The organism is Variovorax sp. W1I1, assembly GCF_030815625.1.
Taxonomy (GTDB): domain Bacteria; phylum Pseudomonadota; class Gammaproteobacteria; order Burkholderiales; family Burkholderiaceae_C; genus Variovorax; species Variovorax paradoxus_C.
In genome coordinates, this window is record NZ_JAUSWZ010000001.1 from 3,452,203 (window position 1) to 3,467,004 (window position 14,802).

General features: G+C 65.6%; 15 protein-coding genes and 1 tRNA gene. 8 read left to right on the top strand and 8 right to left on the bottom strand.

Features of this window, described 5'->3' with window-relative positions; genetic code table 11:
• Positions 1–123 precede the first annotated feature (123 nt).
• Positions 124–1,248: a sensor histidine kinase gene (locus tag QFZ83_RS16125; RefSeq protein ID WP_307508031.1), complete on the bottom strand. Its 1,125-nt coding sequence runs from the start codon at positions 1,246–1,248 to the stop codon at positions 124–126.
• A 340-nt stretch (positions 1,249–1,588) separates the two neighbouring features.
• Between QFZ83_RS16125 and QFZ83_RS16130 the strand changes: the two genes are divergently transcribed.
• Positions 1,589–1,891 carry a hypothetical protein gene (locus QFZ83_RS16130; RefSeq protein WP_307508033.1) on the top strand — a complete coding sequence of 101 codons (303 nt, stop codon included), beginning with the start codon at positions 1,589–1,591 and terminating at the stop codon, positions 1,889–1,891.
• A gap of 261 nt (positions 1,892–2,152) precedes the next feature.
• Here QFZ83_RS16130 and QFZ83_RS16135 read toward each other — a convergent pair whose 3' ends face one another.
• A complete protein-coding gene (locus tag QFZ83_RS16135) occupies positions 2,153–2,554 on the bottom strand; it encodes an HU family DNA-binding protein (protein WP_307508035.1) in 402 nt (133 codons plus the stop codon).
• Between the two features lie 298 nt (positions 2,555–2,852).
• Between QFZ83_RS16135 and QFZ83_RS16140 the strand changes: the two genes are divergently transcribed.
• Positions 2,853–3,068 (top strand): hypothetical protein, encoded by a 216-nt coding sequence (locus QFZ83_RS16140; protein ID WP_013542039.1) that lies wholly within the window; start codon positions 2,853–2,855, stop codon positions 3,066–3,068.
• Between the two features lie 265 nt (positions 3,069–3,333).
• Positions 3,334–5,133, top strand: coding sequence for a tannase/feruloyl esterase family alpha/beta hydrolase (locus tag QFZ83_RS16145; protein WP_307508037.1), 1,800 nt, complete (start codon positions 3,334–3,336; stop codon positions 5,131–5,133).
• Here QFZ83_RS16145 and QFZ83_RS16150 read toward each other — a convergent pair whose 3' ends face one another.
• Positions 5,134–5,352, bottom strand: coding sequence for a hypothetical protein (locus QFZ83_RS16150; RefSeq protein WP_307508039.1), 219 nt, complete (start codon positions 5,350–5,352; stop codon positions 5,134–5,136).
• Between the two features lie 119 nt (positions 5,353–5,471).
• Here QFZ83_RS16150 and QFZ83_RS16155 point away from each other — a divergent pair, with 119 nt between their 5' ends.
• Complete coding sequence (locus tag QFZ83_RS16155) at positions 5,472–5,651, top strand: hypothetical protein (RefSeq protein WP_307508041.1); 180 nt, start codon at positions 5,472–5,474, stop codon at positions 5,649–5,651.
• A gap of 268 nt (positions 5,652–5,919) precedes the next feature.
• On the opposite strand, the gene QFZ83_RS16160 is transcribed toward QFZ83_RS16155, so the two are convergent.
• Positions 5,920–6,504 carry a DUF4142 domain-containing protein gene (locus tag QFZ83_RS16160; protein WP_307508043.1) on the bottom strand — a complete coding sequence of 195 codons (585 nt, stop codon included), beginning with the start codon at positions 6,502–6,504 and terminating at the stop codon, positions 5,920–5,922.
• A gap of 209 nt (positions 6,505–6,713) precedes the next feature.
• Positions 6,714–7,136, bottom strand: coding sequence for a BLUF domain-containing protein (locus QFZ83_RS16165; RefSeq protein ID WP_307508044.1), 423 nt, complete (start codon positions 7,134–7,136; stop codon positions 6,714–6,716).
• A gap of 260 nt (positions 7,137–7,396) precedes the next feature.
• Between QFZ83_RS16165 and QFZ83_RS16170 the strand changes: the two genes are divergently transcribed.
• Positions 7,397–7,837: a hypothetical protein gene (locus QFZ83_RS16170; RefSeq protein ID WP_013542046.1), complete on the top strand. Its 441-nt coding sequence runs from the start codon at positions 7,397–7,399 to the stop codon at positions 7,835–7,837.
• 76 nt (positions 7,838–7,913) lie between these two features.
• On the opposite strand, the gene QFZ83_RS16175 is transcribed toward QFZ83_RS16170, so the two are convergent.
• On the bottom strand, positions 7,914–8,912 hold the full coding sequence (locus QFZ83_RS16175; protein WP_307508046.1) for a hypothetical protein: 999 nt from the start codon (positions 8,910–8,912) through the stop codon (positions 7,914–7,916).
• Positions 8,913–9,294: 382 nt separating this feature from the next.
• Between QFZ83_RS16175 and QFZ83_RS16180 the strand changes: the two genes are divergently transcribed.
• The gene (locus tag QFZ83_RS16180; RefSeq protein ID WP_307508048.1) at positions 9,295–11,427 is read left to right on the top strand and encodes a tetratricopeptide repeat protein; all 2,133 of its coding nucleotides are present in this window, start codon (positions 9,295–9,297) and stop codon (positions 11,425–11,427) included.
• A gap of 100 nt (positions 11,428–11,527) precedes the next feature.
• Here the strand turns inward: QFZ83_RS16180 and arr are convergent, their stop codons facing one another.
• Both arr and QFZ83_RS16190 read right to left on the bottom strand, forming a co-directional pair.
• A complete protein-coding gene (gene arr, locus QFZ83_RS16185) occupies positions 11,528–11,923 on the bottom strand; it encodes an NAD(+)--rifampin ADP-ribosyltransferase (protein WP_307508050.1) in 396 nt (131 codons plus the stop codon).
• 56 nt (positions 11,924–11,979) lie between these two features.
• A tRNA-Gly gene (locus tag QFZ83_RS16190) sits at positions 11,980–12,053 on the bottom strand.
• A 242-nt stretch (positions 12,054–12,295) separates the two neighbouring features.
• Between QFZ83_RS16190 and QFZ83_RS16195 the strand changes: the two genes are divergently transcribed.
• Together QFZ83_RS16195 and QFZ83_RS16200 are read left to right on the top strand one after the other, a co-directional pair.
• The gene (locus tag QFZ83_RS16195; protein WP_307508052.1) at positions 12,296–13,066 is read left to right on the top strand and encodes a GntR family transcriptional regulator; all 771 of its coding nucleotides are present in this window, start codon (positions 12,296–12,298) and stop codon (positions 13,064–13,066) included.
• On the top strand, positions 13,063–14,799 hold the full coding sequence (locus QFZ83_RS16200; protein WP_307508054.1) for a fumarate reductase/succinate dehydrogenase flavoprotein subunit: 1,737 nt from the start codon (positions 13,063–13,065) through the stop codon (positions 14,797–14,799). The genes QFZ83_RS16195 and QFZ83_RS16200 overlap by 4 nt, the downstream gene beginning before the upstream one ends.
• Positions 14,800–14,802: the final 3 nt, after the last annotated feature.

Here is a 14,802-nt window from a genome sequence, read left to right on the forward strand (position 1 = left end):
CCGCTGGTTGCACGGGACGGCGCTGAGCACGGCAAGTCGAACAACCGCTTCGGCCTCGAGAACTACTTTGACGGAAGCGCTCCCAACGCTGTCATCGGCAGCGGCCTCAACCGGTGAGCTGTGTCACCTTCCGGGAAGCGGCGCCACCTCGCGTGGCAACACCAGCTCGAAGGTCGTGCCCGCCGCTGAACTGGCGCATTGGATCTGGCCACCATGCGCCGTGGCAATCTGTTGGACGATGAAAAGCCCAAGGCCAAGACTCGTTCGGCTCTCGGAAAGATGGGCCGCAGTGCCCCGCTGAAGGGCCTGGAACAACTTGGGAATTTCCGAGGAGGGAATCTCCTTCCCCGTATTCGCCACTTTCAGAAGCACCGTGTCGACGGTGTCCGTCAATGTCACGGAGATGGGGCCGTCGTCTCCGTACGTGGCCGCGTTGTTCACCAGGTTTCCCAGCGCCTCGCGCACGGCCGACGCGTCGAACAAGCCTTCCGTATCCCCTTCCACCGAGAAATCGATGCGAGCGTGCGGCAGGGCTGCGCGCAACAGTTCGATCTCTGCGGCGCATTCCTTGCCGAGGTCGGTGAGTCCCCGGTGAATGCTCATGCCACCACCCAACGCGGACCGGTTGTACTGCAGCAAGGTGTCCAACAGCGACGACATCCGCCGCCCACTGCGTATCAGCACTCCCACTTCGGACAGCGGCGAGTCCTTGGTTTTCCGCGAGATGAGCTCGGCGGTGAGCAGGATCGCGTTCAACGGCCCCCGCAGGTCATGTCCGAGTACGCCCAGGAAGACGTTCCTGAGCTGGTCGGTTTCCGCAGAGAAGAATTCGACCGACTCCGCGACGGCCTGGTCGATGGCTTCGTTGAACCTGATGACTTCGCTCACGGAGATCGCAACAGGCTCCTCCTCCGACCACAACCTGAGCACCCCTGCTCGGAGAGCGCGGTATTCGGCAACGAGCTGAGCCATCTGAAGCCCGCTTCTCGCTCTCAGGCGCCCATGCGTTTGAGCGGCCGAATCCGCGGTGCCTGTCGCCGCTGCTCCTTGGCCGAGCGACTTGGCATGCGCTTCGCCCGGAGACTGTCTGTTTTCCAGGTCGAGGACGATCGCCTGGAGGATCTTCGGAATGTGATCCCTGAGGGTCGATTCCGATTCATGCGCAAGGGGGGCCAAGGTGCGCGCGTATTGCGCCGCCTGCGCGACGATCGTGTCGCTATGAACCTTGATGAACTCGGCCAGACGCATGGGTGCCTTCGATTGCAGTGACGAACCAGATGACCGAAAGCCGTTCGACCGGAGGTCTTCGCAGATGCTTCGCATGCCGCGTCAAAGACCGCGTGGTCCGGCCGGACTGCCGCGCGGACAAACGGCGGAGATAGCGGTCAAGCCGAGCGCGTTGCATTTTGCCTGCATCCTTGCGTCGACAACCACTTCCTTTCGCTGTGAGTCGAGTCCTCCGCGAGCCGGCCGCATGGCATTGCGGCCGGAAGTTTCCCGCGCCGCGGCCGAATGCAGCATCATGCGAGCGCGCATTCAAGTCCTTGAGCCCCGATTCGGGACCGCTTGCAATGGACAAGGTGACGTGATGAAAGTCGGAACCGCTTTCGAGGTGGCTGCAATTGGCGCAGTGCCCAGCCGCAATCAATGGCAGATGCGAATGTTTGGTGGACCGATCTACAGCGGTGGCGTGAGCTTTTCCGCGGATGTGCTGTGGGGTTCGGTCCTTTTGTGCAGACTGGTCTACGCAGGGCCGGCACGAACGGTGGCCGAGGCGCATGCCGCGCTGGCCGCGCGCGGGCTCATCTGGATCGCGGGTTACGAGTCGCGGCCTGGCGGTGCCATGCCGACGTGGACCGCGCCCGAACCTGTCTGCCCGTCGCTCGGCTGAGCTTCGCGCAGAAGCCGAACACATCGCGTACTCGACGCGAACTGCGGTCTTCTTTGCAAGGTTGCGTTTCCTTCGAAGCTGTCCGCCGCGGCGACCTGTCGCATGCCTACGCAACGTGGGAGCGTGTTGCCCAAGGCAGGAAATCCCTTGCTGGACGCGGCACGCGCCTCGATAAAGTCGCCGCCGGGCACGAGGAAAGAGCCCGCAAAGCAAAGCGGCCCCGAAGGGCCGCCCGCTCGCTTGCGCATTGCTGCGCGATGCTTACTTCTTCTTTGCAGCAGCCTTCTTTGCCGCGGCCTTCTTGGGAGCAGGCTTGGCCGCCGCTATCTTGTCAGCCTTGCGCTTGGCAGCCTTCGGGTCCACTGCTGCCTTGAACGCAGCGCCGGGCACGAACTTCGGCACCTTCTGCGCCGCGATCTTGATCGCGGTGCCGGCCTGCGGATTGAAGCCGGTGCGGGCCGCACGCGCGACCTGCTTGAAGGTGCCGAAGCCGACGATCTGCACGGGATCGCCCTTTTTCACTGCGGCGACGATCGCGCTGGTGACGGTCTCGAGGATGCGCGCGGCTTCTGCCTTGCTGACGGTGTGGGTGGTGGCGATTTTTTCGACGAGTTCGATGCGGTTCACTGTTGATTTTTTCCTATGACGAGAGATCAGGCTCATGGCCTGTGCACACCGCAGGCGGATGTCCGCGGCAGGCGGGCGGCAGTGTAGCCGCACACGCAGCGTAGGACAGGTACGGGCAGCAGAGGTCGCGTTTGGCGGGTAGCGACAGTCTTCACCGATGTGGAAAGTGCTTGGGCGTTGCGAGAGCTTCGCCGCGTCGGACGGCCACCGGGGGCCACGCGACCGTGAACATGAATTTGGCCGCCGAGCGCTGGCGAAGCGATGATGACGTCCATCTGCGGCGCGTCCGCATGCACTGCAACCACGTCTTACAGGACACCCGGGACCCGAAACCATGAACATGAAGTTGATCCGGACGATTCTGGAGATTGCGGCAATGCCGCTGTTCGCTGTCGCGCTGTTCGCGGCAGGACTCATCGCGGCCTTTGCGCACCTGCTGGCCCTGCCCGGTCTTTATCTCTGGGAGAGATACCAGGAGAACAAGCCCTTGTCGCCAGGACGCCCGAGCGCCGGCGCGTCGAAGTCGCCACGAGGAGAAAAACAACGTTGACTTCTGCAAACGAATTTGCCGGAGCGTGGGCCGCGTAAGAGTTCACGACCATTTTCCGAAGCCCTCCTCGTGAGGGCTTTTTCATGGACTCACGGCTGGTCGACTGACGCCGACCTTCCCTGACGCGCGCCCTTTAGCGAACACCTCCGCGAACACAAACCCGCGCGGCATTCGGGTTTTTCCTCGTTTTTTGGTTATGTTTGAAAACTATATTGGTTATCTTCAATAACCGTAAAACCGGCAATAGCCGTCCCAGGAGACAAGCATGGATCGCATCGTGTCATCGTCATGGCGCACGGCATGGGCCGTCGTGGGTACGGCCGTTTTGCTCGGAGGGTGCGGCGGAGGCGGCAGGGGAAGCTCAGGATTTTTTCCAATCTTTCCTGTCGCACCGAATACCTCGACGCCGCCCGCGGTCACGCCGCCGGTCGTAACGCCGCCCGCAACTTCCTCGGAGGCTCGTCCCGGCACGCTGAAGTCGTGCACCGACCTTGCAAGCCAGGCGGCGTTCAGCGGCACGGTCTACACCAGCGTGACCTCGGTGGCCGCAGGCGCACTCACGGTCGCCGGCGTGAGCACACTGACGCCGGCGCATTGCCTGGTTCAGGGAAAGATGAACGAACGCACCAGCAGCGTCGACGGCCGGGTCTACGCCATCGGCTTTGAAATGCGTCTGCCTGTCGACTGGAACGGACGCTTCTTCTACCAGGCCAACGGCGGGCTCGACGGCAGCGTGGTTCCGGCAACGGGCGGCGTTGGCGGTGGCGCGCCCACCACCACCGCGCTGAACATGGGCTTCGCGGTGATCAGTTCCGACGCGGGGCACTCCGGCTCGCAGATTCCGTTCTTCGGCATCGATCCCCAGGCTCGCCTGGACTACGGCTACAACGCCGTGGCGCAACTGACGCCGATGGCCAAGAACCTGATCGCCAAGGCCTACGGCCGCGGGGCGGACCGCTCCTATTTCGGCGGTTGCTCCAACGGCGGGCGCCACGCGATGGTGGCCGCCGCGCGTTCTGCCAACGAATACGACGGCATCCTGGCCGGCGACCCGGGCTTCAATCTGCCGAAGGCGGCAGTCGCGCAGCTCTACGGCGTTCAGCAATACGTGCAGGTCACCACGGCCAATACGCCTGCCGGCAAACCAGATCTGCAGACCGCCTTCACGCAAGCCGAGATGGACACGGTCGCCAGCGCGGTGCTGTCGAAGTGCGATGCGCTCGATGGCGCCACCGACGGCCTCGTCGCGAACGTGCAGGCCTGCAAGGCCGCCTTCACGCTGGCCACCGATGTGCCCACGTGCGGCGGCGCCCGCACCGGCTCCTGCCTCACGGCCACGCAGAAGACCGTGCTGGACAACGTGTTCACCGGTGCGCGCAACACCGCGGGCACCGCGCTCTACAGCAGCTTCCCCTACGACGCGGGCATCAACCGCGCCGACTGGCGGCAATGGAAGTTTTCCAATTCGCAGAGCCTGGACACCGCCGCGGTCGGCTTCGTGTTCAGTGCGCCGCCGCTGGGCCCGAGCCGCCCGCCGGGCATCGACTTCGCGCTGGGCTTCAGCATGGACGCCGACGCACCGGGCATCTTCGCGACCACCGCGCTCTACACCGAGTCGGCCATGTCCTTCATGACGCCGCCGAACCCGGCCAACCTCGCCACGCTGCGCGATCGCGGCAGCAAGCTCATGGTCTACCACGGCACCAGCGATGCGGTGTTCTCGTCGGACGACACCACGCGCTGGTACGACGCCCTGCGCGCGGCGAACGGCGGCGATGCCTCCGGCTTCGCGCGCTTCTTCCCGGTGCCGGGCATGAACCACTGCGCAGGAGGTGCAGCGACGGACCAGTTCGACATGCTGACGCCGCTGGTGGCGTGGGTAGAAAAGGGCAAGGCGCCCGATTCGGTCGCCGCCGCCGCGCGCGGGGCGGGCGCCAACGTGGTCAACGCGGAGTTGCCCGCCGCCTGGTCGGCGACCCGGACGCGGCCGCTGTGCCCCTACCCCAAGGTGACGACCTACGTGAGCGGCGACGTCGAGCTGGCCTCCAGCTTTGCTTGCAAATAATCAACCACCAGAACCGTCTCCCGCGCCTCTTGAATTCGAAGAGTGCCCCGACTCTTTATCGTCGCGGGCGATCCGCCTTTCCTGCGCTTCGTCTCGGCGGGCAAGTTCGCGCCTTGCCGTTTCTTCGCCCGCACCCTCCTCGTCGACGACATCGCGCCGAGCGTCCGGATCGGCGACCAGGACGGGCCGGTTCTGAGGTGGCTTCACATAGTCGGTCATGTACGTTGCTCCTTCGATTTCGCTCGAAGGATCGGCGCTCGCGGACCGGCGGTGCTGTAGGAGCGGACCGCTGAAGCGCGACGCAAGATTCCGATGCCCCGCATCGATTGCAAGCGGACATGGAGCACCGCCAGATCGATGAATTGCGCAAGCTCGCGGACGCGGCCCGGCAGGCGGTGCAAAAGATTGCGGAGGCGGAAGGCCTCGACTTCGTGGTGCACGACGCCGTGTTCGTCCAACCGCCGCACGACATCACGCAGCGCGTGCTGATGTTGATGCGCCAGCAGGCCCACCGCTGACGGGTTTCAGGCGCCGCCGATGTTGACCGTGACCGTGCCGCGGCCTTCGCACTCCGGGCATTCGCGCGGGCCGTCACGGCCAGTGCCATGGCAGCGCGGGCAGGTGTCCTCGCCGGTGCCCGGTGCCCGGTGCGCCGGGTGGCGCCTCGTCGCCGGGCGCCATGGGTGCCGCGGGCTCGGTCGGGGCACGACCCGCGCGGGGGCCGCCGGCCGGTTGATCGTTCGCACCCGGCGATGTGTTTTTCCGGTTCATGGCGCAGCCCCGGTGTCAACGCGTGGTGGCCGCGAGCGAGCGCGCCGCATCGAGGTGCGAGCGCAGCACCGGCAGCGTCTTCTGTGCGAAGGCGCGCAACTCCGGGTCGGCGACTTCGCGGCTGGCCCGGTCGAACACCACGATGTCGGCCTCGTGGTCCTCGATGCCCACGGTCTGGATGTACATGCGGTCGAACTGCCTGGCGGGGACCGACGACAGCCGGTCGAGCTTCACGCGCTTGTCACGCGGAATCATGTCGGGAGGCCTGATGCCCTTGGCGCGCAGCAAGGCGATCAGTTCGTTGTTGGCGCGCGTGTGGTGGTCCACCAGCATCCGGGCGTAGTCCTGCACCGGGCCGCTGTTGGCGCGGTTCATCGCAAGCCGCGACACCTGCACCTCGTACATGCCGTTGCCGCCGGCGATCGCTGCGAACTGCGCGGGCTGCATGCTGCGCACGCCAGTGCCCATTCTTCCCGCCGCCGTGGCGGCCGATCCGCCGCGCGTGGCGGTGCCGGGTTGCTGCGATGTGCAGCCCGCGGTAACGGCCGCCAGCGCGAGCGAAACCGCCAGGACGCGCCCCAGCCTCTCGAATATCTTCATGACGCCTCCTTCGGATGTTGCGCAGGTACTTTGCGTGCGCCCGGCCGCGCGCCTGTAGGACCGCGGCGCGTCCGCATGCGCGAACTGCAGCGCGCATACAGCGTTGGCGGTGCGGGCAAGCACCTCCCGCTCCAGGATCGCCGGTTCACCGACACGCACCGGCCCAATTGCGGAAGCCGCCTTTCGCCTTTCTTGCGGGGCTTCCGTCCTCAGAGGGACACCCAGTTCGGCGTGGCGGCGAGCGCGCGAAAGAAAGCAGCAGCATGGTCCGGCGCAATGTCACGCGGCGTGGAGCCCGGCGGTCGCAGGCCATGCAAGCCCATGATGGCCTTGATGCGCTCGTCCCACGCCAGAAGCGCCATCGACCACTCCGGAAATTCCCGCACCGCGATGAAGGTCCTGTCGAGCACCACCGGCGCGCGATGCCGTGCATCGACCTCGATCCTCGCGTAGAGCGCTTCCACGGCGCACTCGTCGCCCTCGAGGTATTGCATGTAGACGCCATCGAGAAGGCACAGCGCACCCGTGATGCCGGCCTTGGGGTTGCCGATGCGTGAGGCAGTGAGGATGGCCCGCAGGTTCGTCGAATTCGCATCGACGGCTCTGCTGCCGTAGATGAGCCGCTTGAGCATCCGCAAATGCTAGCGCTGCGCGACCCGTTTCGCAGGGGTTCGGCAGATGTCAACGCGCTCGTGCGGCACGGCGATTGCAGGTTTGCAGAAGAAAGCGAAAGTACTGCGGTACTCAATCGGCCATTGCCCTCCAGCCCCGGCGTTCACCTCATCGGGAGCGCGAACGACCGCCGCTTGCGCCCTGCTCCTACGCAGCAAAAATGTCGGCGCGGTACCTTAGGCCGCTTCGAAACCGCTACCGGCCGATGCGGCCACGACCCATGAATCTTCACCGTTACCTTCTGATCGCCGGCGCCGTTGCGCTCGGTGCCTGCGCCAGCAACGCACCCACTTCCACCGCGAACTCGGGCGTCGACAACCAGCCCGATCCCACCATCCTGCTCGTTCCGCTGCGCGTCGAGGACCCGCGGCTGGCCTCGGGCTGCTGGGCACAGTTCTATTCGAAGCGCGACTTCCAGGGCGACGTGGCCACCCTCGTCGGCCCGGCCCAGGTCCAGAGCATGGACAAGGGCACCGCGCGCCAGCTCAAGCGCGACATCGACAGCGTGAGCATCGGCCCGCGCGCGACGCTGGAGGTGTACGAACACGCCATGTTCAAGGACCGCACCGTGCGCTTCGAACCCAACAGCCGCGAGGGCGGCCTGGTCCGCAAGCTCGGCTTCGGCGGCCGCATCGAGGCGTTGAAGCTGTCCTGCTCCTGACCCTTTGGCGCGGAGCGCCGGCGTGGCACGGCAACGTGCCACGCCGGCGGGACTCAAAAGTCCGACGCGCCCATCCCTACCCGGCGCGCGCTCTCTCTTCCTCGACAAGCGCCTTCGCCTGCAGCCTCATGCCCTCGTAGCGCTGCGATTTCTCCAGGCACTTCGCTTGCGCGGTGGGGCTGCTGCACTTCACTCTTCCGGCCCCCCGCCCCGTGAACTCGAACCATTGCGAAGCCGGGTCGCCGATCAGGCGTTTGCCGGTGTAATGCAATAAAACCTCCGGGTGATTCGAGCGAATGACGTCATCCGAAAGACGCGCGCGCGGATCGTCGGCGGGGAGCGGAATCTCCGAACGCGCCACCGTCTCGCACGGGCCCCAACCCACGCCTTCGACGCCGCCCAGTGCTTCTTCCAGCAACGCGTATTCGTCCGTCGCGAGATAGCTCCTGTGGACGCGCAGCCTCTTGAGCTGGCGCAGGTGAACCGCGGGGAGCATGGCCGGATACGGCGCCCGGCATTTGACCTGCCACAGCGCAAGCACCTCCAATTGCGGCAGCCCACGAAGGAACTCGAAATCGTCGATCGGCTGCTCCCAATCCGTCGTGCCGTAGACCGCAAGGTACTTGAGACTTGTCGAGGCCGCCACGCCGCTGAAGCTCGACACCCTGCGCAGGTTTTCCATGTGCAAAGCGCGAAGGTTCGGCAGCGCACCCACCGGCGACAAATCGCTGAAGCCGGAGACGTACTCCAGCACGAGCTCTTCCAGCGCGTGCATCGGGCGGATGAAAGCGAGGGTCTGCGGCCGCGCATGGGTGATGCGCAGGCGCTGGATCGAAGGGATCGCGCCGATGGCCTCCAGTTGCTCCGTCGTGGGCTCGTGCAGCGTCAACTCGACGAGGTTCGGAAATGCGAGAACGCGCCGCCAGTTCTCGTCGTGCTTGCCCATTGTCAATATCGTGACCTCAGCGCTTTTCTCGGGCACGTCGTCGATGCGGTGCGCGTAGCGTTCCCTGTTCGGAACGATCGTCCAGTAGCTGCCATCGCGATCCAGAAAATCGCCGAAGTGATGTTGCACGTTGCTTCCTCCGGGGGGGTGTCTGCATTCGATTCGCCGCGGCTCGCGATCGCGAGCGATGCCGCTGATACCGCTGCTGGAGACCGGACTGCGCGGCGAAAAAACCGGGTGATTCTGCCAGCGCCAGGTGACGCAGATATCTGTGCGCGGGCGGATGTCGGCAGCTCGCGCCGACAAAGCGCCAATCAATCTCAACCGAGGGGGAGGTCGATGTGGGAGGGGCGGGTTCCGCATGCAGCACGCTTGCCCACTGAGTTTTCGTAGCTTGTGGCGAATCTCGGTGCGGGGCTACGATCCGCGCTTTGGCCCAGGGGGTGGAACGATGAACGATCCGACACGCAGTCGTACGCGGCGAGCGCTTGCCATGTGGTCTCCATCGCGTGTGCCGCGCTTCGCCGCAGTCCTCGCCTTGGGCTGCACGAGCCTGTTGCCGACGGCGCCCGCCACGGCGCAGTCGGGCAACGCCTCCCCGGCTGCCGCGGCCGGCAGCAGTGCCGTGGAGGTGGTTTCGGTGTCCTCGACTTTCGGTGGTGTGGTCGTCGCTCCGGCTCTGGTTGCGACGCCGTGCCACCGCATGGGCGCGTCGGCACCGCCCTTCAGCGTGCGGCAGGGCCAGAACCAATTCCCCGCTGAATTGATCGCCGCCGACGAGGACCGCAATGTCTGCCTGTTGCAGGCGCGCGGCCTGAATGCGCCGGCCGCGCAGATGGGACGAACCCGCGACAGCTCGACATTGGGCAGCGTACATGCGATGTCCTTGCAGGAGGGCCTGCTGCGCCGCATCGACTTGCACGTTCCTTACCTCGGCAAGGTGGTGGATGGCCTGTACCTCGGGGTGGCGCAGCCCCTGGTCGCCCCGCCCGCCCCGTTGCGCGACGGTGTCGGCATCTACAACGAACAGGGGCAGTTGCTCGCGATGGTGGTCATGGAGAGCGCCGATGCCAACGCACTGAGCATGGCGCTCCCGGTCGAATGGATCGGGTCCGTGCTCGAGCGCAAGCCGCGCGCGCCGGCGTCGCTGGGGACGACGGCCTGGATGAATCAGGCCCGGATCTTCGATGCCAAGGGGGACGCCGCCGGACTGCTCGAAAACAACCTGCGTTGGGCCGAGGCGCAACCCCGCAGTGCCTGGGCCTGGAACAACCTTGGCAATGCGCACATGAGCAGCGGCGGGAAAGACCGCACCACCAAGGCCGTCGAGGCCTATCTGAAGGCCGTCGAGCTGGACCCGCAGCTCGCGCCGGCGTGGAACAACCTCGGCAACGTCTACAGCGAAACCCGCCGCTCGCCCTTGGCAATCGAGGCCTACCAGACAGCCACCCGCGTCGACCCCGGCTACGGCATCGCTTGGCGAAACCTTGGCGAGCTGTACCGCAAGAACGGGCAGCAGGATCGCGCGATCGATGCGCTCAAGCAGGCTGCCAAGGCGGGCACGGGCGGCGAACGCGCCATCGCGCTCAATGGCCTGGCGTTCATCTACGGCGAGGGGCCGCAGGCGATCCAGGCGCTGCAAGAAGCGGTGACGGCCGAGCCGCGCTTCGGTCTGGGGTGGAAGAACCTGGGCATCGCTTGGGAAAGAACAGGCGACCGGCAAAGAGCCATCAAGGCCTACGAGATCGCATTGCGGATCGATCCGCGCGACGGCGTCGCCTGGACGCGGCTGGGAGATGCATACACCTGGACCAAGCAGCCGGACGCGGCCTTGCAGGCCTACCGTGCGGCGACCGCGCTCGAGCCGGGCAACGGCGCGGCCTGGAAGTGGCAAGGCGTGCAGTACCTGGAGCGCAAGGACTACAAGCAAGCCATTCCCGCACTCACCGAGGCGCTCAAGAACGGGGAGTCGAACGCGTTCGTCTACGAGGAGCTCGGAAAGGCCTTCCAGGAGAACGGCCAGGCCTCGAAGGCCGAAGAGAGCTTCCTGAAGGCCATCGAACTGGCGCCGCTGAACGCCATGCCGAGCATGCGGCTGAGCGAGCTCTATCGAAAGCTCGGTCGCCCGGACGAAAGTCTCAGGCTCGCGGAAAGCGCAGTGAAGCTGGCCCCCACGGACGCCCGCGCGTGGGACCTGCTTGGCACGGTTCGAAGCGGCAAGGGACAGCTCCAGGAAGCCATCCAGGCCTATCAGCGCGCAGTGGCGCTCGATCCGAAAATGCCCACCGCATGGATCAACCTCGGCCTGCACCTCAACGCCGCGCAACAGATCCCCCAGGCCAAGGAGGCGCTGACGCAGGCGCTTCGCATCGAGCCGGACAACCGCGCGGCGCTCATCAACATGGGGGTCTCGCACATCCGCAGCGGAGAGCCCGCCGCGGCCGTTTCGATCTTCGAGCGGCTTGACGTGGCCAAGCCGTCGGATCCTCTGGTCCTTGCGAACCTGTGCGCTGCCTATAAGCGCGCGGGGCGCATCGACGACGCCATCAAGGCCTATGGACGCCTCCACGCACTGGATCGCAACATGGCCGGCAAGGTGTACGAGCAAGAACTCAAGGGCCTTGCTGCGGCGATCCAGTCGTAGGTTTCCTGCGCCATCGCACGCGCTGCCATGGGCTCGATCGCCCATGCTGTTCGACGAGGTCTTCCAGCAACTCGTTATCCAGCGCGGCGGCAGGCCGGATTCAGTTGATGATCTCTCCCATGCCTGTGCGCACGCGCTCTTTGAGCTGCCGGATGTACTCCGCATCGAAGAGCTCCCAGGTCTCCAGTTCGCCGACGATCCGAAGCGGCTCCCGACTGCGGTACGAACGTGTGGGATTGCCCGGAAACTTCTTGTCGGTGACGTTGGGGTCGTCCTCGAAGGCACCCGTGGGTTCGACGATGTAGACGCGGCCACGGCCGTCGCCCTTGGCCATTTCGGCGGCGAGGCCGGCGCCCTTTGGCAAGGCGGTGAAGTAGATGTGGTTCATCACGACGCGGCCGTCGTAGTTGGAGCGGAAGCCTGCGGTGAGCAGGTCGCCCACCTGGAGGTCCGCTCGCGTGCCGTGGAAGTAAGGACCGGTGTCCAGGACAGTCATCGCACGTCGCTCCTCTGCGGTAAGAAAAGGCCGCGGAGTTTACTAGGGGCGTTTACTGGAGCGGGTGAAGGGAATCGAACCCTCGTATGAAGCTTGGGAAGCTGCCGTTCTGCCATTGAACTACACCCGCATCTGCAACCCGTTGATTCCACGGGTTGTCGGCCAGCGCCGGATTCTACAGATGAACGAACAGCGCCCCGCATCGGGCGCCTGTCAGACGACCTGGGCGCCTCAGCCGGCTCGCACCGCTCTCCCCGCTCCACTTCAACCCAGCAATTTCCAAATATCGAAGCACGTTTTCGTTCTTTAACGAAAGAAGCACCGCTGACTAGCATCCGACCCTGTTTCAACTGGTCATAACAAGTCAGCCTCATGTCTTCTGCCCCGGCGCTCGAGCCCATCGCCTTTTCTCCCGTTCCGCTCTACACCCAGGTGCGCGAAACGCTGCGCGAACGCATCCTCGACGGCACCTACGCGCCGCACGCGCAATTGCCCTCCGAGAGCGAAATGGTCGCGCTCTTCAAGGTCAGCCGCATCACCGTGCGGCAGGCGCTCAGCGACCTGCAGCGCGAGAACCTGATCTTCAAGATCCCGGGCAAGGGCACGTTCGTTGCCAAGCCCAAGGCGTTCCAGCAGCTCGGGCAGCTCGAAGGTTTTGCCGAATCGATGGGCCGCATGGGCTACGAGATTCGCAACCAGGTCACGAGCCACAAGACCGTGCCCGCCTCGCCGCGCGTGGCGCAGCGCCTGGGCCTGGCCGAGGGCACGCCGGTCGCGCAGATCAAGCGTGTGCGGCATCTGAACCGCGCCCCGGTGTCCTATGAAGTGACCTACCTGCCCCACGCCATCGGCGAGCGATTGCGGCAGGCGGACCTCGCGGGGCGCGACATCTTCCTCATCCTGGAAAACGACTACGGCATCGCGCTCGGCCACGCCGACCTGCAGATCGACGCGATGCTCGCCGACGAATTGCTCGCACGTTCGCTGGACGTTCCCGAAGGCACCGCGGTGCTGCGCGTGGAGCGCCTCACCCACACGGCCGACGGCGCGCCGCTCGATTTCGAAGACCTCTATTTCCGCGGCGATGCGTTCCAGCACCGGCTTCGCATCGCCCGCAGCCATCCCACGAAGGACATCCCATGAACATCATCACCCGCACGGTCGACGTGCTGGTCATCGGCGGCGGCACGGCCGGGCCGATGGCGGCCGTCAAGGCGAAGGAAGCCAACCCCAAGCTCGAAGTGCTGCTGCTGGAGAAAGCCAACGTCAAGCGCAGCGGCGCCATCTCGATGGGGATGGACGGGCTGAACAACGCGGTCGTGCCCGGCTTCGCCACGCCCGAGCAGTACGTCAAGGAAATCACCACCGCCAACGACGGCATCGTCAACCAGAAGACGGTGATGGCCTATGCGCGCAACAGCTATTCGATGATCGAGGAGCTCGACCGCTGGGGCGTGAAGTTCGAGAAGGACGAGACCGGCGACTACGCGATGCGCAAGGTCCACCACATGGGCACCTACGTGCTGCCGATGCCCGAGGGCCACAACATCAAGAACGTGCTGTATCGGCGTTTGAAGCGCACGCGTGTGGAGATGTCGCAGCGCCTGGTCGTCACGCGCCTGCTGACTGCCGCCGATGGAAGCGTCGCGGGCGCGATGGCCTTCGACTGCCGCACGGCCGAGTTCCATGTGATCCGCGCGAAGTCGGTGGTGCTCGCCACGGGCGCAGCCGGACGGCTCGGCCTGCCCGCTTCCGGCTACCTCTTCGGCACCTACGAGAACCCGACCAACGCGGGCGATGGCTACAGCATGGCGTACCACGCGGGCGCGGAGCTCTCGGGCATCGAGTGCTTCCAGATCAACCCGCTCATCAAGGACTACAACGGCCCCGCCTGCGCCTACGTGACCGGCCCCTTCGGCGGCCACACCACCAACAACAAGGGCGAGCGCTTCATCGAGTGCGACTACTGGAGCGGCCAGATGATGATGGAGTTCTACAACGAGCTGCAGGGCGGCAACGGCCCGGTGTTCCTCAAACTGAGCCACCTGGCCGAGGAGACCATCGCCACCATCGAGCAGATCCTGCACACCAACGAGCGCCCGAGTCGCGGGCGCTTTCATGCAGGGCGCGGCACCGACTACCGCGAACAGATGGTGGAGATGCACATCTCCGAGATCGGCTTGTGCAGCGGCCACTCGGCTTCGGGCGTGTGGGTGGACGAGCATGCGCGCACGACGGTGCCGGGCCTGCACGCCGCGGGCGATCTGGCCTGCGTGCCGCACAACTACATGCTCGGCGCGTTCGTCTACGGCCGCCTCGCGGGAGAAAGCGCCGCGCGGCATTGCGCGGAAACCGAGCTGCCCGCGCTCGATGAAGAACAGGTCGCACGCGAGCACGCCCGTGTCAGCGCGCCGCTCCTTCGCACCGGCGGCCTGCCGCCCGCGCAGGTCGAATACAAGCTGCGCCGCATGGTCAACGACTACCTGCAGCCGCCCAAGGTCACGCGCAAGATGGAGATCGGCCTCTCGCGCTTCGAGCAGATCCACGAAGACCTCGAACAGCTCGCCGCGCCCGGCCCGCACGAGCTGATGCGCGCGATGGAAGTGCACGCCATCCGCGACTGCGCCGAGATGGCCGCGCGCGCCTCGCTCTACCGCACCGAAAGCCGCTGGGGCCTCTATCACCACCGCGTGGACTTTCCCGAGCGCAACGACCGCGACTGGTTCTGCCACACGCAGTTGCAGAAGCAAGGCGATGCGATGGTGAGCTTCAAGCGCCCGGTCGATCCGTACATCGTGCCGCTCGATGCGCACGAGATGTCGGCCTACCAGCACCTGCGCGTGCCGGCAGCCGTACGCGAGCCCGTCGCGGCCTGACAC